The organism is Pseudomonas synxantha, from assembly GCF_900105675.1.
In the GTDB taxonomy this organism is placed as follows: domain Bacteria; phylum Pseudomonadota; class Gammaproteobacteria; order Pseudomonadales; family Pseudomonadaceae; genus Aquipseudomonas; species Aquipseudomonas synxantha.
On sequence record NZ_LT629786.1, the window covers coordinates 5,956,277 to 5,974,981 of the forward strand.

General features: G+C 56.1%; 17 protein-coding genes and 2 pseudogenes. 10 read left to right on the forward strand and 9 right to left on the reverse strand.

Annotated elements, in window-relative coordinates; translation table 11 throughout:
* Positions 1-52 precede the first annotated feature (52 nt).
* Positions 53-1,324 carry a TolC family protein gene (locus BLU48_RS27625; RefSeq protein WP_016712696.1) on the reverse strand — a complete coding sequence of 424 codons (1,272 nt, stop codon included), beginning with the start codon at positions 1,322-1,324 and terminating at the stop codon, positions 53-55.
* A 404-nt stretch (positions 1,325-1,728) separates the two neighbouring features.
* Here BLU48_RS27625 and BLU48_RS27630 point away from each other — a divergent pair, with 404 nt between their 5' ends.
* A complete protein-coding gene (locus tag BLU48_RS27630) occupies positions 1,729-3,072 on the forward strand; it encodes an OprD family porin (RefSeq protein ID WP_057023333.1) in 1,344 nt (447 codons plus the stop codon).
* A 489-nt stretch (positions 3,073-3,561) separates the two neighbouring features.
* Positions 3,562-4,236 carry a heavy metal response regulator transcription factor gene (locus BLU48_RS27635; RefSeq protein ID WP_003253420.1) on the forward strand — a complete coding sequence of 225 codons (675 nt, stop codon included), beginning with the start codon at positions 3,562-3,564 and terminating at the stop codon, positions 4,234-4,236.
* Positions 4,237-4,771: 535 nt separating this feature from the next.
* Here BLU48_RS27635 and BLU48_RS31910 read toward each other — a convergent pair.
* Positions 4,772-5,008 carry a hypothetical protein gene (locus BLU48_RS31910; RefSeq protein ID WP_074059229.1) on the reverse strand — a complete coding sequence of 79 codons (237 nt, stop codon included), beginning with the start codon at positions 5,006-5,008 and terminating at the stop codon, positions 4,772-4,774.
* Positions 5,009-5,283: 275 nt separating this feature from the next.
* Complete coding sequence (locus tag BLU48_RS27650) at positions 5,284-5,823, reverse strand: hypothetical protein (RefSeq protein WP_003253418.1); 540 nt, start codon at positions 5,821-5,823, stop codon at positions 5,284-5,286.
* Positions 5,824-5,922: 99 nt separating this feature from the next.
* Between BLU48_RS27650 and BLU48_RS27655 the strand changes: the two genes are divergently transcribed.
* Positions 5,923-6,456, forward strand: coding sequence for a hypothetical protein (locus tag BLU48_RS27655; protein WP_009682000.1), 534 nt, complete (start codon positions 5,923-5,925; stop codon positions 6,454-6,456).
* Here the strand turns inward: BLU48_RS27655 and BLU48_RS32450 are convergent.
* The 3 genes and pseudogenes from BLU48_RS32450 to radC all read right to left on the reverse strand — a co-directional run.
* Positions 6,449-7,345, reverse strand: a complete 897-nt coding sequence (locus tag BLU48_RS32450) for an alpha/beta fold hydrolase (protein ID WP_014754857.1) — start codon at positions 7,343-7,345, stop codon at positions 6,449-6,451. The genes BLU48_RS27655 and BLU48_RS32450 overlap by 8 nt on opposite strands.
* Positions 7,346-7,681: 336 nt before the next feature.
* Positions 7,682-8,719 carry a hypothetical protein gene (locus BLU48_RS27670; RefSeq protein WP_003253411.1) on the reverse strand — a complete coding sequence of 346 codons (1,038 nt, stop codon included), beginning with the start codon at positions 8,717-8,719 and terminating at the stop codon, positions 7,682-7,684.
* Between the two features lie 498 nt (positions 8,720-9,217).
* Positions 9,218-9,730 (reverse strand): annotated as a pseudogene (radC, locus tag BLU48_RS27675) (RadC family protein); the annotation flags it as partial.
* Positions 9,731-9,873: 143 nt separating this feature from the next.
* Here radC and coaBC point away from each other — a divergent pair.
* The 4 genes and pseudogenes from coaBC to argB all read left to right on the forward strand — a co-directional run bounded on the left by coaBC (position 9,874) and on the right by argB (position 14,130).
* On the forward strand, positions 9,874-11,082 hold the full coding sequence (gene coaBC / locus BLU48_RS27680; protein WP_043048060.1) for a bifunctional phosphopantothenoylcysteine decarboxylase/phosphopantothenate--cysteine ligase CoaBC: 1,209 nt from the start codon (positions 9,874-9,876) through the stop codon (positions 11,080-11,082).
* Between the two features lie 5 nt (positions 11,083-11,087).
* A complete protein-coding gene (gene dut / locus BLU48_RS27685; protein WP_003213270.1) occupies positions 11,088-11,543 on the forward strand; it encodes a dUTP diphosphatase in 456 nt (151 codons plus the stop codon).
* Positions 11,544-11,797: 254 nt separating this feature from the next.
* Positions 11,798-13,204 (forward strand): annotated as a pseudogene (locus BLU48_RS27695) (phosphomannomutase/phosphoglucomutase); the annotation flags it as partial.
* Between the two features lie 20 nt (positions 13,205-13,224).
* Positions 13,225-14,130: an acetylglutamate kinase gene (gene argB / locus BLU48_RS27700; RefSeq protein ID WP_057023331.1), complete on the forward strand. Its 906-nt coding sequence runs from the start codon at positions 13,225-13,227 to the stop codon at positions 14,128-14,130.
* Positions 14,131-14,243: 113 nt separating this feature from the next.
* Here argB and pyrE read toward each other — a convergent pair whose 3' ends face one another.
* A complete protein-coding gene (pyrE, locus tag BLU48_RS27705; protein ID WP_057023330.1) occupies positions 14,244-14,888 on the reverse strand; it encodes an orotate phosphoribosyltransferase in 645 nt (214 codons plus the stop codon).
* A gap of 82 nt (positions 14,889-14,970) precedes the next feature.
* Between pyrE and BLU48_RS27710 the strand changes: the two genes are divergently transcribed.
* Positions 14,971-15,750: an exodeoxyribonuclease III gene (locus tag BLU48_RS27710; RefSeq protein ID WP_003195493.1), complete on the forward strand. Its 780-nt coding sequence runs from the start codon at positions 14,971-14,973 to the stop codon at positions 15,748-15,750.
* Between the two features lie 59 nt (positions 15,751-15,809).
* Here BLU48_RS27710 and BLU48_RS27715 read toward each other — a convergent pair whose 3' ends face one another.
* Positions 15,810-16,178 carry a DUF4870 domain-containing protein gene (locus tag BLU48_RS27715; RefSeq protein WP_043048064.1) on the reverse strand — a complete coding sequence of 123 codons (369 nt, stop codon included), beginning with the start codon at positions 16,176-16,178 and terminating at the stop codon, positions 15,810-15,812.
* 22 nt (positions 16,179-16,200) lie between these two features.
* On the reverse strand, positions 16,201-16,923 hold the full coding sequence (gene rph / locus BLU48_RS27720; protein WP_043048066.1) for a ribonuclease PH: 723 nt from the start codon (positions 16,921-16,923) through the stop codon (positions 16,201-16,203).
* A 190-nt stretch (positions 16,924-17,113) separates the two neighbouring features.
* Between rph and BLU48_RS27725 the strand changes: the two genes are divergently transcribed.
* Both BLU48_RS27725 and gmk read left to right on the forward strand, forming a co-directional pair.
* Positions 17,114-17,977 carry a YicC/YloC family endoribonuclease gene (locus tag BLU48_RS27725; protein WP_057023329.1) on the forward strand — a complete coding sequence of 288 codons (864 nt, stop codon included), beginning with the start codon at positions 17,114-17,116 and terminating at the stop codon, positions 17,975-17,977.
* A 10-nt stretch (positions 17,978-17,987) separates the two neighbouring features.
* Complete coding sequence (gene gmk, locus BLU48_RS27730; RefSeq protein ID WP_003213284.1) at positions 17,988-18,608, forward strand: guanylate kinase; 621 nt, start codon at positions 17,988-17,990, stop codon at positions 18,606-18,608.
* Positions 18,609-18,705: the final 97 nt, after the last annotated feature.

Here is an 18,705-nt window from a genome sequence, read left to right on the forward strand (position 1 = left end):
CGTAGGCACCGGCTTGTTCAAGGCTGTGTGCCGAAGAAAATGTTTGGCCCGTTCAGCGAGCGCCGGCAGTTGAGCCGACTTCGCCATAAACCCTTTCCACCTGCGCACGCGCATTGGTCGCCGCTGCCAACGATTCGAGATATTGGCCACGAGCGACGATCAAGGTGCGCTGGGCATCCAGCACTTCGATGAAGCCGAATTTGCCCATCTCGAAGCCGCGGGTTGCGGTATCTACGGCTTGTTGGGCTGACGGCAGAATGGTCTTGTCGTAGGACTCGACCTCCTGCATGGCGGTGGACCACTGGTTCAACGCGGTTTGGGTTTCGGTGCGCAGCCGCAGCTCCACAGCATTGCGCTGGTCTCGGGCCTGATCTGCACGACGAGAAGCGGAAAGAATGTTGCCCTGGTTGCGATCAAACAGCGGCAAAGGCATAGAGACGCCCACAGTGTTGACACGCTCGCGCACAGAGCGGTCGTACTGGCTACCTACGCTGACGGTAAGGTTCGGGATACGCTGAGCTTTCTCTGAACCGAGCGAGGCATCGCTCTTGTCGATCTGTACCACGGCCTGGCGCATTTCTGCGGTCTGATCGAGCTTCGCCAGCAGCTCTTCAGTCCGCGGTGGCAGTCCCGGGGAGAGGGTTGGCGATTCGAGTCGATCAAAGACGGTGACCGAGCTCCCGGTAATTTGAGCGAGTTGCTGGTAAGCGGTCGTCTTTTCGGTTTCGGCACGTCGAACTTGCAGCTTTGCTTCGGCCAGTTGTACTTGGGCGCGGGTGGCCTCTACTGGAGACGATTTACCTGCGCGAACACGACCATCGACGATGCGGAGACCGCGCTCAGTCAGTTCGAGAGATTGCTTGGCCAGGTCAAGGCCTGTCTGGGCCCGCAATGCGGCGTAGAAGGCCTGTACGACGTCTGCCCGCAGACCGTTCACGCGACGGTCCAACTCCAGCTGTGCGGCGGTCTGCCCGTAAGTGGCGACGTCAACACGAGCTCCCCGCTTACCACCCAGCTCCAGGGTTTGGCTAAGCGACACGGTCGTCGTGCTGGTGTTACGACGGGTGTCTTCCACGTCGTACGAAATAGTGGGGTTGGGGATAAGCCCGGCCTGCTTGCGAGCACCATCAGCGATGCCAATCTCTTGCCGGGCCGCGGCCAGGTCAGGGTTGGCATCCATGGCCGTCGAAAGCGCCTGGGGCAAGCTGATGCTTTGAGCAAGAGCTGCAGGTGCCATCAATCCAGAGATGACTGCACAGAGTGCAGCGATCTTCCAGGGCGAGACGGAGGTCTTGGATAAGACATTGCGGTTATACCGGGGCACTTTGATGGTCCTCGTGCACAAACTTCGATAAAGCTTGGCGAGAACGCCGAAACAGCTGCCAAGCCCCACTTGATTAGGTGATGGCACTCTAATGAGCGGTAGCTATCAGAGGGGTGGCTAGAAAATTACAATTTCGTAAGAAAGTCCTGTAATGCCCGAAAATACTGGGAAACCAAACCCGGCACTAGGATTTCGTTACAAGCAACGGAGATGGCAAACACGCGGTGCGAAGGCGCCGAATAACAGGCAGATGACGAAATTGTAATTGTCCTATCACCCTCCCGTTATCTTCGGCCTGCAAATATGAGCTCGCGCTACGCTAGGCGCGCCGCCGGGTCAGAACAATTAACGACACCCGCGCCGGTAAACATAATAAAAACTGCCGTGAATCAAAGGAGCATCGGATGAAAATCAAAGTACCACAGTATTTGGCGGCAGTTTCTGCGCTGTCTGGAAGCTACGCTATTTCGGCACAAGCTGAAGACAAGCCAGAAGGCTTCATTGAAGGCAGCAGCCTTACAGTGTTGAACCGTAACTTCTACTTCAACCGTGATAATCGCGACAGCACCGCCCCCACTTACAACAGTGGCAAGGGCAATACCAACGGCTACTCCGAAGCCTGGGCGCACGCGATCATCAGTAAATTCAACTCTGGGTTTACCCAGGGTACCGTTGGCTTCGGCGTTGATGCCTTCGCCATGATCGGCCTCAAGCTCGACACCGGTGATGGGCGCAACGGCGGCCGTAGCTCCTTCGACGTGCTACCCGTTGATAACAAGGGCGAAGCTCGCGACGAATACACCAAGGTCGGCGGTGCAGCCAAAGTCCGCTTGTTCGATACCATCGTGAAAGTAGGTGATGTTTTCCCATCGACTCCGGTCGTTGCATCCGGTGACTCTCGCCTGCTGCCAGAAAGCTTCCGCGGCGTGACCGTTGAGAACACCAGCATCCAAGGCCTCACCCTTCAGGGTGGTCGACTGCACGCCATGAGCCAGCCAGTCTCCAGCAACCTGAACGACAACTTCGTGACCTTCTACGGCGGCCCGGTCAACTCGCCATGGATCGGTTACGGTGGTGGTGACTACTCGATCAACGACAACTGGACTGTGAGCGTCTACGCCAGCCAGCTGAAAGACGTCTGGAATCAGTACTACGCCGGCACCAGCGTTGTTTACCCGCTGAGCGACGATCTGGCGCTGATCGGTGGCTTCAACTACTACAAAGCCGTAGATGAAGGTAAGAAGCGCCTGGGTGAATTCGACAACAACATCTGGAGTGCCAAGGTCGGCGTGCGTTACGGCGCCCACACCCTGGCCCTGTCGCACCAGCGCAACAACGGCGACGACGATTTCGACTATCTGCGTCAGTCGGACTCGATTTTCGTCGACAACTCCATCCAGTACAGCGACTTCAACTCGCCGAAAGAGCGTTCCTGGATGCTGCGCTATGACCTGAACTTCACCAGCTACGGCATCCCAGGCCTGACGTTCATGACCCGCTACGCCAGAGGCTCGGGCGCGGATTACTCGAACGCTAACCAGTTCTACATGCGCACCGACGACAACGGCAACCCGCTCGACAATCAGAAGCGTTGGGAGCGTGACGTCGAAGTCAAATACGTTGTGCAAACCGGTCCGGCAAAAGACTTGTCCTTCCGGTTGCGCCAGGCAACCACGCGTGCCACTGCTTTCGAATCGGATCTGGATGAAACTCGTGTAATCATCGAGTACCCGCTTTCGATTCTGTAATTCGCTGAGCGGGCCAGTCTTTCGACGGCTGGTCCGATTAGTAAAACGAGCATTACGAATTCACCTTGAGTGGCTTAATTGCTCCTTTGGTAAAAGGTGGATATTTGGCGCCCATTGGGCGCCTTTTTTTTGCCTAAAATTCAAGTAAGCGTTCGATTGTACGCATTGCATGCCGGTGAAGTTCATGACTACACCAATGACCAGTCTCCTCAACATGAGCGACCTCGCCGTCATCCGAACGGAACGAAGCTAGCACAAAGAAGAAAATAACCCAGTATTTCATATGGTCAAATCATCCGCTGGAGAGAGGGCCCGCAACTGTCAAACCCAAGCCGCGACAAGATATACCTCCAGACTATCAACTGTATTACCTAGAAATTACAAATCCGTCATTTGAACCCCAACACGCTCATTTTGATTTACCATCCATTTCAATAATGCCGGCGCGCGTGCGCGGTTAATTGCTCAGTGATATCGAGACATAATCCCATGCGAATTCTGGTAATTGAGGATGAAGTAAAAACTGCGGAGTATGTGCGTCAAGGCCTTACAGAGTGTGGCTATGTCGTAGATTGCGTCCACACCGGATCAGATGGATTATTCTTGGCCAAGCAGCATGAGTACGAGCTGATTATCCTCGATATAAACCTACCAGAGATGGACGGTTGGCAGGTCCTTGAGTTGTTGCGCCGTAAAAACTGCCCGTCCCGCATCATGATGCTGACGGCGAGAAGCCGATTGGCGGATAAGGTCCGGGGGCTGGAGAACGGCGCAGATGACTATCTGATCAAACCATTTGAGTTCCCAGAGCTGCTAGCCCGGGTTCGCGCCTTGATGCGCAGGTCAGATCACCCCGCATCTGTGGAGGTCATTCGCGTGGCCGATCTGGAACTTGATCAAAGCCGGCACAGGGCATTCAGGGACGGTCAGCGTATTGATTTGACCACCAAAGAATTCGCGTTGCTGCACTACTTGATGCGTAACACCGGGGTGGTACTGAGCCGTACGCAGATTATCTCTCAGGTTTGGGATATGAATTTTGATTGCGACACGAACGTTGTAGAGGTGTCGATTCGAAGACTCAGAGCCAAGATAGATGACCCCTTCGAAACCAAGCTGATACACACACTTAGAGGCGTAGGGTATGTACTTGAAAAGCGTTAATTGCCAAACTATATAGTATCGAGATCGGCTAACTAATTCCGTCGCAAACGTGCCTACTGAACTGGATTTTACTATTTACGACCCGCGGCGCTGATTCCTTACCCCGCAAATGAGGTAGGCTGTGCATGAGGTATAGCATTGATTATCAGCAGGTCTCGGAGGATCAAGAGTTTGTCAGGCCTGATGACCGCTCAGCTGATATTGTCTTTAACAGTGAGCATGGCTTAGCTCTTATCCCATGTGTTGGCGATGTAGTCAACCTACCCTCTACGGCCGTCAAAGCGGGGGTTTGTGGCGTCGTCAGATCAAGAATTTTCAATTATCTCAGGGGTCCTGAAGAGTTTTACTGCCACGTCAATATTTTTGTTGAAGAGGCCGACATCAATTTCGGCAATCTAATATCCGAATATATGCGTAACCAGGCACGCTCACGATCACCCTCCTCATAGTGGTTTGAATAGTCAATACGGATTCCGTCCTTTTATTGAGTGCTCAGTAGAACCCACGTTGCAGAGCTCTACTGAGCCCAAAAACCTTATTTCCGCTGCTGTGCAAAAACCACTAACTGCCACTCAATCTTGCCCGCGCCAGGTGCATGCTGGTGATGGTTCTGTGGAGGAAGAACATGCCCTTTGGCAATACCGATCTCATCCCCGCAGGAGACGCATCGGTAAATGCCTGGATTTGGCGCTTCGGTACCAGGCGAATACTTTTTATCGTACTCCGAATGATCACTTTTGTGCAGAAAATTGCCGTGCTTATACTGAGCCATATCTATTCCCTTGAACTGTTGCTCTATATTTTTGTGCCACTTTACCGGGGCACAGAATAATTTTTATCACGTAATGACGAATAGATTCCAGCGAAGTTTTCCATAATCGCTCAGTACGCAGCCTACTTTCGTAGCATTTATTATTCTGATTGTGTCAGGCAGGAGATTTTTATGCCGGCGGAATTTTGGCGCCATGCTATGGCACCAGGATAGAGATCAAATCACGCCATCAAGTGACTCTTGCTATTCGAACCTGCCCCTACAAGAACAGGTAGTCACGGCACCCTGCTAGAGCGCGGGAGAGGCGGAGCACACAGAGCAGGCGTCATTGTTTTTTGAATAGCGCACTGAAAAATATAGAAGTACAAGAAGCCCGCAAAGAGAACAGTAGGCGCCATCAGAGCCAATTGAGGATCCATAAACCCTGAAATTACATACTGCTTAAGTGTAAGAGAAGCCAGGATAAAGGCCGAACAATACAAAGCACCTGTAAATTGATTCCCTAGAAAGCTTAGCACCCCACTAAAGGCATTATTGGCGCTCAATAACACTGCCTTCAATATGGTCCAACCGAAAAGCGGAAGGAAAATCTTCACCATAAAGGCAAATAAAGTTGTTGAGGCGAACAGTTTCAGTGGTATCTCTGCCCATGGCTTGATGGTACCGTCGTTTTCTACACCAAAGAATAGGATGGCATTCAGGATAATTGCTATAGAGCAGCATATGATGAGGCGTATCACCTCCCGTTTAAGCGGGGCCATCATTATAACTGAGTTAATGCTTTTCGCGATATATTGCTTTAGAGCCTGGGTCATTGACCTATTGCGTCCTATGCTAGCCGAGGTGATAATATTGTATTGATGCAGCAGTAATAGACTGACGCTTTATTTATTTCTCAGTCAAGGAGAATCCTGATGATTTACGAGTCTGATGATTGGAGGAAGTCACTTCTTCGTTCAGCTCGTTGGCTTGAGAAGGCTCGTGTAAAAGAGTGTTCTGAAGGGCGCATTTATGCGAAAGCAGAACGTGAAATTTTTGTCAGTTTTTATACGGTACGCAAGCTAATCGAGACCTACAAAATCTCTGAATCAACGAAGAAAATTAAGCTCCATCTACCGTACTACCCGATCACCAGTGGCAAGACAGTAGACTACTTCAATCGGCACAACATAATGGAAAACTACGAAACTACTAAAGTTTACAAAGAACTGCGGGATATGACTTTTGTCGCGAACCAGGTAATCCACTCGTACGTATTCGAATTCGCGACTAGTGAGGATGGACGGATTGACGGGGTGTTTGTGGCCTCAGACAAGGGACGACACCAGCGACTCTATTACTATTCTATGACGCTAATGCTCAGTATTTTTAGGTCCGTAGGCTTGGATGTCGTCTCAGAGCAGCATTTGGTAAGGGACCCTGAAACAGAGCAGTGGAAGATCAGGTGAGTAGCCACCAAGCCAAACCCGCTACGGCAGCTGTAATTAACCCAACGGTTGCATAGAAGGCAGGTCTGCCGATCCAAGGGTGACAAGCCAGCATGATTCCCAGATGGGTCTTCGGCTTTATGCTATCCCACTCAGACTCGACGATGGTCCCATCTAGAATATAAGGCTTCCAATATTTGACGATATGGTCCTTGTCGGGCTCAAAAAAATCGCTATGGCCGTAATCAAAGTAACGGTCAGCTACACGTGTATTTTTAAATCCGTTTCGACCAGTCCCGCCGTAGCCTATAGTCGAAAAGGTAGCTAGGACGGGGTAAAAATCTCGCGTCCCGACATCGTTGACGATGTTGCCTGCAGCCATGTGCCGAGCATGCTTCTCCCAGGCATAATTGCCTTTTATTATGGAGCCGCAGAGAACAATTCTCTCAATGTTGATGTCAGTGTATTTGGCGAGGATCCGACTAATGATATAGGTGCCGAAGCTGTGGGCAATGACCATAATGCGAGCAGTCGGTTCCATAAGCCGTGCGTCTCGGAAGTCATTTGCGATCTTATTGATTGGCGTAGATCGAAACGGACACGCAAGCTGCAGCGCGGTCACACAATGGTAGCCAAGACCTTTGACTCTGACATGAGCAACATCTCGGAAGGCTGCTTTTACCAGCTCGTGCCAGGAACCATCAGTTTGAATACCATGGACAAGCATGAGCGTGATGGCCTGAGCATCATCTTTGACATTAGAAATCTGCATATCGACTAACGAGTCAAACAGCTCCAGATGCTCGGCATCCAGAGTTGCCCTAATTGCCTGCAGCTGGGCCAGTCGTTTGGTCTCAATCGTATTTTCCCAAGTCGATCGAACAAGGGTAACAATATCAACAGGCTTCAATCGAGCACCAATCTATAGGTTGGTTCCACGTTGGCGGCAAGTACTTCAAATTCGGTATCCATCCCAGGATCACGAACAATCTCTGGGATATCGCCGTAAGATTGGAATGAGAGACCTTCGCCGCTGGGGCACCTAACAATAAGGAATCTCTTGATAATCCGGCCCGTTACCAAGATATTAATCAAGATTGCAAGGTGCGCGGAAGTACCGGCTTGCATAATATCGAACATGCGATTCGGGTTTAGCCGAATTCTAGGCAAAGCTTCGCCACCCTGGGATTCATAGCCCTGGATAAAACTAGCCAATCTTCGGAGGCCTTCAGCCTCGTCTGGATGGTTAAGTATTAAAGGCGATAACTTTTCCGCGAACATATTCGTATTCTCCGGCGGAGCACGCTACGGTCACCGCAAACTCGTTTCTCTCACCCGAAATCAAAAGCCTCAGTTCACGGGGAGGATCACTGTCTGGTAGTTTAACGTAAATATTGGCTCCCGTCACTTCGCCATCACGCTCCAAGAAGCGATCCAACGCAGACATCGAACCCTCATCCGATGAAAGGTTTTCATCAACCGATGCGGAGGTAATCTGCATTTGGGCCCCGAATTCATTTCGAGCCGTTGAATTGCTATATCTGATTTCTTGGGAGAGGTTATCGCGCTCGCGCAGAATCTTATTCTTAGCGGGGCTAAGCGAAACTTCAGCGAACCCATCGTCCGGTAGAAATTTCCTTACTTTGTTTTTCAACACCCACAAGAGCTCGGAATATTTCTTTGCCTGATTATCTTGAGAGGCAATACGAAACTCCAATAAACCAGTGTGGTCCAGGTGAACAATATTCACCGCACGTTTTTTTGTGGTCGCATAGCGTCGAATCAGTTCGCCAGTTGCTGGATCCGTCTCCACAGCGCTGAGACGATTGATGTCACGGCTTTCGACGACTTTGATCGTAAGCGAAACCGGTGTCTTCTGCGGGTCCGGACGGTACAGGCGGATGTCGACGATTGTGGCCTCGTCGGGCATCTCAAGATCCAGCGGGTGAGTAAACAGCCCCGAAAGGCCCTCAGCTGCTGCGATTGAAGCGATGCGCGTAGGAGACAGCAGGCCGATTGCCCGCTCTTCAGTGCACTGGAAAAGGAACGAGTGCTGCTTGCCAAACTCCTCCACCTGCTGCAGTAGATCACGGAGGTCTTTCAGGGCAAGTTTTTTATCCTTGAGGGCAGGCTCGATCCGCTTCTCATAGAGATCGTCCCAGTTTTGCGCAGAAACGGGGATGCCCTTCGTCCGGAGGAATTCCTTGACGACGGCTTGGCTAGTCGCATTTTTCAGAAGGCCAAAAAGGATCTTGGCTAGCTTTTGGTCGTCGTCACTCAGCACATCACTCTCCACAAATTGGCATTAAGCTTAAAGGCTCGTGCGAGCCTTGGCTGTGGAGGCATGAAGCCGGTGACATCCTGCCACGAGAGCGCCGACCTGCGCGCATCATGCCTTCCATTGCGCGCGCATTCTCGCCTTTTTATCCAGCGGTACACAATGAGTGGAGAAGGTCAAAATGCCATCAGCGATGTAGGATCCCTTGGCCACGTGGAGTAGGTTCCATCAGATTTTGCCGTAATGTTCAGCTTTTTCGGGAAGATGGGTAGGAATTCCCAGCTTTTCTGTGAACCGCAAGCAACAGCCTGAGCCCCAGTCATCCGGGACCTAGCATCACAATTGTTGGTGAAGCTGACTGCTGTGGTGGCCCGCCTGGGCCTAAAATCAAATTTGCTCTGCAACACTGAATATGGAACATCAAAATCTGAATAAGCATCAAGGAATGCTTCTATCTCGGGCACTTCAGCCGAGTGAAACACTAGAGTTGACACCATAACCCTTTAGGATCAACGCCGCCGCGTTGTACGCCAGCGCGCGCTTGACCACTTGCCGCGGATAAACAATCGCAGTGTCGATGGTGCCCTGAAACATTGCCTCAAAACCCAACACCCGGTGTCTTGAATCAAGGAACAGGCAGCCAAAGATCTCATGGGGTTCGTGGCGCAGTAGTGCCTTGAGATACTCGCGCACGGCCAGCGGGCTCTCCAGCACCGAATCAGCGCGCAAGCGCTCGGCCATGTGGCGCCGGGACATTTCCAGCACCGCCTGCAGCTGGGCAAACTTCGCCGGCCCCAGCCCCAGATGCTGGCTGAACAGCGTCTGGCTGGCCTCCAGCAGTGGGCGCAAACCACCGAATTGCGCCAACAGATGGCGCGCCAGATCGACCGCACTTCTACCGGAAACCCCTGTACGCAGGAAGATCGCCAATAACTCGGCATCGGACAGGCTCGCCGCGCCGCCTTCCAACAATTTCTCCCGCGGGCGCTCCGCCACGGGCCAATCACGAATACTCATCCCACCTCCGTGTGTACCTGCTCCGCTGTTGCCCAGCGGGCGCTGTGTTATCGTAGGCGCTCTTTTTTGCATGCGATTTCACCTGGGGAGGGGGCATCGCAGGCGTCACTGAACTGGCATCACTGAACTGGAAAGGCAAACCAATGCAGCGTCTGTATCGGAAACGCATCGTTCTCGGCGTCGGCGGCGGCATTGCCGCCTACAAGAGCGCAGAGCTGGTTCGCAGGCTCCTGGACCAAGGCGCCGAAGTACGCGTGGTCATGACCCGTGGCGGCAGTGAGTTCATCACCCCACTGACCATGCAGGCCCTGTCCGGCCACCCGGTTCACCTGGACCTGCTCGACCCGGCGGCCGAAGCCGCCATGGGCCATATCGAGCTGGCCAAATGGGCCGACCTGGTACTGATCGCCCCGGCCACCGCCGACCTGATCGCCCGCCTGGCCCAGGGCATCGCCGATGACCTGCTGACCACACTGGTATTGGCCACCGACGCCACCGTCGCCATCGCCCCGGCCATGAACCAGGCCATGTGGCGCGACCCGGCTACCCAGGCCAATACCCAGCTCCTGCAAAGCCGCGGCCTCAAGGTGTTCGGCCCCGCTTCCGGCAGCCAAGCCTGCGGCGATGTCGGCATGGGCCGCATGCTCGAAGCCACCGACCTGGCACAGTGCGCCGCCGAGTGCTTCCAGCACCTGGCCCTGACCGGCAAGCACGTGCTGATCACCGCCGGCCCGACCCAGGAAAACATCGACCCGGTGCGCTACATCACCAACCATAGCTCAGGAAAAATGGGCTTCGCGTTGGCAGAAGCAGCGGTCGAAGCAGGCGCACGGGTCACCCTGATCACCGGCCCGGTGCATCTGCCCACCCCTGACCGCGTCACGCGAATCGACGTAGTCAGCGCCCGGGACATGCTGGCAGCCTGTGAAGCGGCCATTCCCTGCGACCTGTTCATCGCCTCGGCAGCGGTTGCGGATTACCGCCCGGAAGTCGTCGCCCCGCAAAAGCTCAAGAAAGACCCCACAAGCGGTGACGGCCTGCTCCTGCAAATGGTGCGCAACCCGGACATCCTGGCCACCATCGCCACGCGTCCGGATCGCCCGTTCAGTGTAGGTTTTGCTGCCGAAACCGAACACCTGCTGGACTACGCCGCACGCAAACTGAAAGACAAAAACCTCGACCTGATCGTTGCCAATGATGTCGCCAACCCGAGCATCGGCTTCAACAGCGAGGAAAATGCCTGCAGCGTGATCGACCGCGAGCTGCACGCCACCCTTTTCGCCCAGACCAGCAAGGGCAAGATTGCCCGCCAACTGATCTCTTTTATCGCCCAACGGCTGAACCAGGTTTAATTTCCATGCACGCTTTGCAAGCCAAGATCCTCGATCCCCGCATCGGCAACGAATTCCCTCTGCCGGCCTACGCCACTCCAGGCTCCGCCGGCCTGGACCTGCGCGCCATGCTCAAGCAAGACACCGTCCTTGAACCGGGCCAGACCATCCTGATCCCCACCGGCTTGTCGATTTATGTTGGCGACCCTGGCCTGGCGGCGCTGATCCTGCCGCGCTCCGGCCTGGGCCATAAACACGGGATCGTGCTGGGCAACCTGGTCGGCCTGATCGACTCCGACTACCAGGGCGAGCTGATGGTGTCGTGCTGGAACCGTGGCCAGACTGCGTTCAACATCGCAGTGGGCGAACGCATCGCCCAACTGGTATTGGTGCCCGTAGTACAGGCGCACTTCGAACTGGTAGAAGAGTTCGACGAAACCCAGCGCGGCGCAGGTGGTTTTGGGCATTCCGGCAGTCACTGACTAAGCTGAATCAGGCCGGACACCCTGGTCCGGCCCGATGCCACCGCCCGGCGTTTCAGGATGAAGAATGCGCGGAGCTCACGAACGAGATTTATCCAGCAAAATCAATGTATTACTTGACCGTACGGGCAAGCCAAAAGCCCCGATGGCACTTTTACACCACGAACTCTCTGCCGAAAACGCCGTCATACCCTTCAGTTTGAGCCTGCCGGCCAGCCCCATTCAGGCCAGCCCCGCCCCTTTCAGATGGAGTTTCCCCCGCGATGAGTACTGCAGCCCGCGTAGCCCCGACCTTCCCCGACAGCATTTTTCGCGCCTATGACATTCGGGGCGTGGTATCCAAGACCCTGACCGCCGAAACCGCCTACTGGATTGGCCGCGCCATCGGCTCCCAGAGCCTGGCCCAGGACGAACCCAACGTGTCAGTGGGGCGTGACGGCCGCTTGTCCGGCCCGGAGCTGGTCGAGCAACTGATCCAGGGCCTGGCCGACAGCGGCTGCCACGTCAGCGACGTCGGCCTGGTGCCGACACCCGCGCTGTATTACGCCGCCAATGTCCTGGCCGGCAAATCCGGGGTGATGCTCACCGGCAGTCATAACCCTTCGGACTACAACGGGTTCAAGATCGTCATCGCAGGCGACACCCTGGCCAACGAACAGATCCAGGCCCTGCACACCCGCCTGAAAACCAACGACTTGACCAGTGGCACCGGCAGCATTACCAAGGTCGACATCCTCCAGAGCTACTCCGATGAAATCACCCGTGACGTCAAGCTCGCACGCCGCATGAAAGTCGTGGTGGACTGCGGCAACGGCGCGGCCGGCGTGATCGCACCGCAGTTGCTCGAAGCCCTGAACTGCGAGGTGATCCCGCTGTTCTGCGAGGTCGATGGCAACTTCCCCAACCATCACCCGGACCCAGGCAAGCCAGAAAACCTGGTGGACCTGATCGCCAAGGTCAAAGAAGTGGGCGCCGACGTGGGCCTGGCCTTCGATGGTGACGGCGACCGCGTGGGCGTGGTGACCGAAACCGGCGAGATTGTGTTCCCGGACCGCCTGCTGATGCTGTTCGCCCGCGACGTGGTGGCGCGCAATGCCAACGCCGAGATCATCTTCGACGTGAAATGCACCCGCCGCCTGACACCATTGATAAAGGAATACGGCGGTCGCCCGCTAATGTGGAAGACCGGTCACTCGTTGATCAAAAAGAAAATGAAGGAAACCGGCGCGCTGTTGGCCGGTGAGATGAGCGGCCACGTATTCTTCAAGGAGCGCTGGTTTGGGTTTGACGACGGTATTTACAGCGCCGCTCGTCTGCTGGAGATCCTCAGCAAGGAAAAATCTACGGCAGAAGAGCTGTTTCAGACCTTCCCGAATGATATTTCTACGCCTGAGATCAATATCCATGTGACCGAGGAGAGCAAATTCAGCATCATTGACGCACTGCATGATGCGCAATGGGGTGAAGGCGCCGACCTGACCACCATTGATGGTGTGCGAGTCGATTACGCCAAAGGCTGGGGCCTGGTTCGCGCGTCCAACACCACACCGGTGCTGGTCCTGCGTTTCGAGGCGGATTCCGAGGCTGAGCTGCAGCGCATCAAGGACGTGTTCCACGTCCAGTTGAAACGTGTTGCCCCTGACCTTCAATTACCGTTCTGATTTTTTGCCCGGAGCCCTGAATGACCCTCGAACGCGAAGCCGCTGCCAACACCGCCAAGGTCCTGTCCGAAGCGTTGCCTTACATTCGACGCTACGTCGGCAAGACGCTGGTGATCAAGTACGGCGGCAATGCCATGGAAAGCGACGAGCTGAAAACCGGCTTTGCCCGCGACATCGTGCTGATGAAAGCCGTAGGGATCAACCCAGTGGTGGTGCACGGCGGCGGCCCGCAGATCGGCGAACTGCTCAGGCGACTGTCGATCGAGAGCCACTTCATCGATGGCATGCGCGTCACTGACGCGCAAACCATGGACGTGGTGGAAATGGTCCTCGGCGGCCAGGTCAACAAAGACATCGTCAACCTGATCAACCGCCACGGCGGCAGCGCCATCGGCCTGACCGGCAAAGATGCGGAGCTGATCCGCGCGAAAAAACTGACTGTTACCCGCAAGACTCCGGAGATGACCCAGCCGGAAATCATCGATATCGGCCAGGTCGGCGAAGTGATCGGCATCAACACCGATCTGCTGAACCTGCTGGTCAAGAGCGATTTCATCCCGGTGATCGCACCTATCGGTGTGGGCGCCAATGGCGAGTCCTACAACATCAATGCTGACCTGGTAGCGGGCAAGGTGGCTGAAGCACTGCAGGCTGAAAAGCTGATGCTGCTGACCAACATTGCCGGCCTGATGGACAAGGAAGGCAAGGTACTGACTGGCCTGTCCACCCAGCAAGTAGACGAGCTGATCGCCGACGGCACCATCTACGGCGGCATGCTGCCCAAGATCGGTTGCGCACTGGGCGCGGTACAGGGCGGCGTTGGTAGCGCGCTGATCCTGGATGGCCGTGTACCGAATGCGGTGCTGTTGGAGATCTTCACGGATACCGGCATGGGCACACTGATCAGCAACCGCAAGCGTCCTTAAAACGCTGCAATAAAAGGCCCCGCTCAATCCGATTGAGCGGGGCCTTTTTGTATAGAGCGAGAGGACAATGGAGATCCCCTCCCACACAAACCCATTTCAACAAAAAGTCGGTATCAGACGCCAAACTGCTCGCGATACGCTCGCACTGCCGGCAAATGCTGCTTGAGCTGGGGATCATCCTCCAGGAACTGCAACACCTGGTTCAACGACACGATACTTACCACCGGAATGCCGAAATCCCGCTCCACTTCCTGGATCGCCGACAACTCACCGTTGCCGCGCTCCTGGCGGTTCAAGGCGATCAGCACCCCGGCAGCCTTGGCGCCGTCCTGGGACGCGATGATCTGCATCACTTCACGGATCGCGGTGCCGGCGGTGATCACGTCGTCGATGATCAGCACATCGCCGGCCAGCGGAGCACCGACCAGGCTGCCGCCTTCACCATGGGCCTTGGCTTCCTTGCGGTTGAAACACCATGGCAGATCCCGCCCATGATGTTCCGCCAGGGCCACCGCTGTAGCCGCAGCCAAGGGAATCCCCTTGTAGGCCGGGCCAAAGAGCACGTCGAAGGAGATACCGCTTTCAACGATGGCTGCCGCATAGAAACGACCCAGCTGAGCCAGGGCCGAACCCGAGTTGAACAGGCCCGCATTGAAGAAGTACGGGCTGGTGCGCCCGGACTTGAGAGTGAACTCACCGAAGCGTAGAACGCCGCGATCGATGGCAAAACGAATGAAATCGCGTTGATACGCCTGCATGAAAAAAGCCTCAGATACCACGGATTTAGCTAATTAGGTGGACGGCGTGTATCATACACGCACGCGATTTTTGGGGCCATTTATGCGGATCATCAGTGTGAACGTTAATGGTATTCAGGCTGCAGTTGAGCGTGGTTTGCTCAGTTGGCTGCAAGCACAGAATGCCGACGTCATCTGCCTGCAGGACACCCGCGCCTCCGCCTTTGAACTGGACGACCCAGCCTTCCAACTGGATGGCTACTTCCTTTATGCCTGCGATGCCGAAGTGCCCACCCAAGGTGGCGTGGCTTTGTACTCGCGGTTGCAACCCAAGGCGGTCATCAGCGGCCTCGGCTTCGAGACAGCCGACCGCTACGGGCGTTACCTGCAAGCCGATTTCGACAAGGTCAGCATCGCGACCTTGCTGCTTCCTTCGGGGCAGAACGGCGATGAAGACTTGAACCAGAAGTTCAAGCTAATGGACGACTTCGCCCGTTATCTGGATAAACAGCGACGCAAACGTCGCGAGTACATTTATTGTGGCTCGCTGTACGTGGCGCAACAGAAGCTGGATATCAAGAACTGGCGCGACAGCCAGCAATCCCCGGGCTTCCTGGCGCCGGAACGGGCCTGGATGGACGAGATTGTCGGCAACATGGGCTATGTCGATGCCCTGCGTGAAGTCAGCCGTGAAGGCGACCAGTACAGCTGGTGGCCGGATAACGAACAGGCCGAGATGCTCAACCTGGGTTGGCGCTTCGACTACCAGTTGCTGACCCCAGGCCTGCGTCGGTTCGTGCGCAGTGCACGCTTGCCGCGCCAGCCGCGCTTCTCGCAACACGCGCCATTGATCGTGGACTACGACTGGACATTGACCATCTGAGGTCGTTCTCCAGGCACAAAAAAACCGACAGCAATGTCGGTTTTTTTGTGGCCGGTCGGTTACTTGACCAGGCGCCAGGTCCACGGGTAGCGGTAAGCAACGCCTTTGTTGGCCTGGATCCCGGCGATGATCGTCAGTATCAGCGCCCCGATCACCAGCACGGTCATCAGCAAAAAGCCGATGACGACAAAGCCCAGCACCAGGCACACCAGCCAGGCGATCGCCACGGTAATCTGGAAATTCAGCGCTTCCTTGCCCTGATCATCGATAAGCGGGTCCACGTCCTTCTTGAACTGCCACAGGATCAGCGGCCCCAACAAGCTGCCGAAGGGGAATACCAACCCCGCAAACGCCGCGAAGTGACACAACATTGCCAACTGGCGTACTTCCTTGGACGGTGCCGGAACCGGCAACTGGCTGTCACTCATGGCGTTTCTCCTTGGCACCGGCTCAGTCGGCCAGCGCGGCGTTCTGCAGTTGGAAAATTTCGGTCATGCCTTTCTGGGCCAAAGCCAGCATCGCGTTCAGCTCAGCCGGCTGGAATGGCGCGCCTTCAGCGGTGCCCTGCACTTCGATGAAACCACCGGTGCTGGTCATGACCACGTTCAGGTCAGTCTCGGCGGCCGAATCCTCCAGGTAGTCCAGGTCCAGTACAGGCTCACCCTGGTACATGCCGACCGATACCGCGGCGATCATCTGCTTGAGCGGGTCACCGGCCTTGAGGCCGCCGCGTTTCTTGATCACTTTCAGCGCGTCGACCAGGGCCACCATGGCACCGGTGATGGAGGCAGTACGGGTACCGCCATCAGCCTGGATCACGTCGCAGTCGACGTACAGGGTCACGTCGCCCAGCTTGGACATGTCCAGGGCGGCGCGCAGGGAACGGCCGATCAGGCGCTGGATCTCCAGGGTGCGCCCACCTTGCTTGCCACGGCTGGCTTCACGCTGGTTACGCTCGCCAGTGGCGCGCGGCAGCATGCCGTATTCAGCGGTCAACCAACCCTGGCCCTGGCCCTTGAGGAAGCGCGGCACGCCGTTTTCGACGCTGACGGTGCAGATCACCTTGGTATCGCCAAACTCGACCAGTACGGATCCCTCGGCGTGTTTGGTGTAGTTGCGGGTGATGCGGATCGAGCGGAGCTGATCGGCAGCGCGACCACTTGGACGTTTCATAGGGGATACCTGTACGAAGGACGAAAAACTGCCGAGCATTATAGAGCCGCCAACCGATTCGGGGCACTTCTTAAAATTCGGTTACGAATGCGCATGTTTGGGCGCCTCCTGCGCACTGCGCTACAATCCTGCGCCTCGCTCCTACAGGTCGGCCTGGCCAATCTTTATTTATCCAACACGAGGTACCTCCATGGTGCACAGCATGACCGCCTTCGCCCGTGTCGAAAAAGCCGGAGCCCAAGGCACCCTCAGCTGGGAATTGCGCTCGGTCAACAGCCGTTACCTGGAGCCGCACCTGCGCCTGCCGGAGTCGTTCCGCGACCTCGAAGGCGCCGTCCGTGAAGCGCTGCGCCAGGGCATCTCCCGTGGCAAGCTGGAATGCACCCTGCGCTTTACCGAAGAAACTACCGGCAAGCCGCTGCAGGTCGACCGCGACCGCGCCGCGCAACTGGTGGCCGCCGCCGAAACCATCGCCGGCCTGATCAAGCAACCGGCCGCACTGAACCCCCTGGAAGTGCTGGCCTGGCCCGGCGTGCTGGTGGCCGACGCTACTGACCCGCAAGCCTTGAATGCCGAAGCCCTCGCCCTTTTCAACCAGGGCCTGAAGGAACTCAAGGCCGGTCGCGAGCGCGAAGGCGCCGAACTGGCGCGCCTGATCAACGAGCGTCTGACCTCGATCGAAGCAGACGTGATCACCCTGCGCGAACTGGTGCCGCAGATGCTCGCCACCCAGCGCCAGAAGGTTCTCGACCGCTTCACCGACATGAAGGCCGACCTTGACCCGACTCGCCTGGAACAGGAAATGGTCCTGCTCGCACAGAAGAGCGATGTGGCCGAAGAGCTCGACCGCCTGAGCACCCACATCCTTGAAGTGCGCCGCGTCCTCAAGTCTGGCGGTGCCGCCGGTCGGCGCCTGGACTTCCTGATGCAGGAACTCAACCGCGAAGCCAATACACTGGGCTCCAAGGCGTTCGATCCGCGCAGTACCACGGCCGCGGTCAACCTCAAAGTGTTGATCGAGCAGATGCGCGAACAAGTACAGAATATTGAGTAAGGCAACCTCCATGACCCACAGCACCGGCACCCTTTACATCATTTCCGCCCCTTCGGGCGCGGGCAAGAGCAGCCTGGTCAAAGCCTTGACCGACGCTGACGAGCAGATCCGCATTTCGGTGTCCCACACCACCCGCGCCATGCGCCCGGGCGAGGTCAATGGCGTGCACTATCACTTCGTCGAACGCACCGAGTTCGTCAAGATGATCGAACATGGCGATTTCCTCGAACGTGCCGAAGTCTTCGGCAACCTCTACGGCACCTCCCAAAGCCACTTGCAGCAAACTCTGGACGAAGGCCACGACCTGATCCTGGAAATCGATTGGCAGGGCGCCGAGCAAGTACGCCAGCTGATGCCCAAGGCTCGCTCGATCTTCATCCTGCCGCCATCGCTCGAAGCCTTGCACCAGCGCCTGACCAACCGCGGCCAGGACAGCGACGAGATCATCGAAGGCCGCATGCGCGAGGCCGTCAGCGAAATGAGCCACTACGTCGACTACGACTACCTGATCATCAATGACGATTTCGCCCATGCCCTGGACGATTTGAAGGCGATTTTCCGCGCCAACCAGCTCCAGCAAAAGCGTCAACAGCAACGTTTCGGCAAATTACTTGCCGAACTGCTCGGCTGATTGGCTCTTCCCAAAACTGCTGCAAGGGCCTTACATTGGCACTTGCAGCGGTTTTGCCAGGGTCTGCGAAAAATCAGCGCTTCCCTAAACGCTGGTG

Excerpts from the sequence above, each read along its gene's own strand:
- BLU48_RS31910 (WP_074059229.1), bottom strand. The coding sequence starts at position 5,008 with ATGGCTCAGTATAAGCACGGCAATTTTCTGCACAAAAGTGATCATTCG.
- gmk (WP_003213284.1), top strand. The coding sequence starts at position 17,988 with ATGACCCACAGCACCGGCACCCTTTACATCATTTCCGCCCCTTCGGGC.
- BLU48_RS27710 (WP_003195493.1), top strand. The coding sequence starts at position 14,971 with ATGCGGATCATCAGTGTGAACGTTAATGGTATTCAGGCTGCAGTTGAG.
- BLU48_RS27725 (WP_057023329.1), top strand. The coding sequence starts at position 17,114 with ATGGTGCACAGCATGACCGCCTTCGCCCGTGTCGAAAAAGCCGGAGCC.
- argB (WP_057023331.1), top strand. The coding sequence starts at position 13,225 with ATGACCCTCGAACGCGAAGCCGCTGCCAACACCGCCAAGGTCCTGTCC.
- dut (WP_003213270.1), top strand. The coding sequence starts at position 11,088 with ATGCACGCTTTGCAAGCCAAGATCCTCGATCCCCGCATCGGCAACGAA.
- pyrE (WP_057023330.1), bottom strand. The coding sequence starts at position 14,888 with ATGCAGGCGTATCAACGCGATTTCATTCGTTTTGCCATCGATCGCGGC.
- BLU48_RS27715 (WP_043048064.1), bottom strand. The coding sequence starts at position 16,178 with ATGAGTGACAGCCAGTTGCCGGTTCCGGCACCGTCCAAGGAAGTACGC.
- BLU48_RS27655 (WP_009682000.1), top strand. The coding sequence starts at position 5,923 with ATGATTTACGAGTCTGATGATTGGAGGAAGTCACTTCTTCGTTCAGCT.
- coaBC (WP_043048060.1), top strand. The coding sequence starts at position 9,874 with ATGCAGCGTCTGTATCGGAAACGCATCGTTCTCGGCGTCGGCGGCGGC.
- BLU48_RS27630 (WP_057023333.1), top strand. The coding sequence starts at position 1,729 with ATGAAAATCAAAGTACCACAGTATTTGGCGGCAGTTTCTGCGCTGTCT.
- rph (WP_043048066.1), bottom strand. The coding sequence starts at position 16,923 with ATGAAACGTCCAAGTGGTCGCGCTGCCGATCAGCTCCGCTCGATCCGC.
- BLU48_RS27650 (WP_003253418.1), bottom strand. The coding sequence starts at position 5,823 with ATGACCCAGGCTCTAAAGCAATATATCGCGAAAAGCATTAACTCAGTT.
- BLU48_RS27635 (WP_003253420.1), top strand. The coding sequence starts at position 3,562 with ATGCGAATTCTGGTAATTGAGGATGAAGTAAAAACTGCGGAGTATGTG.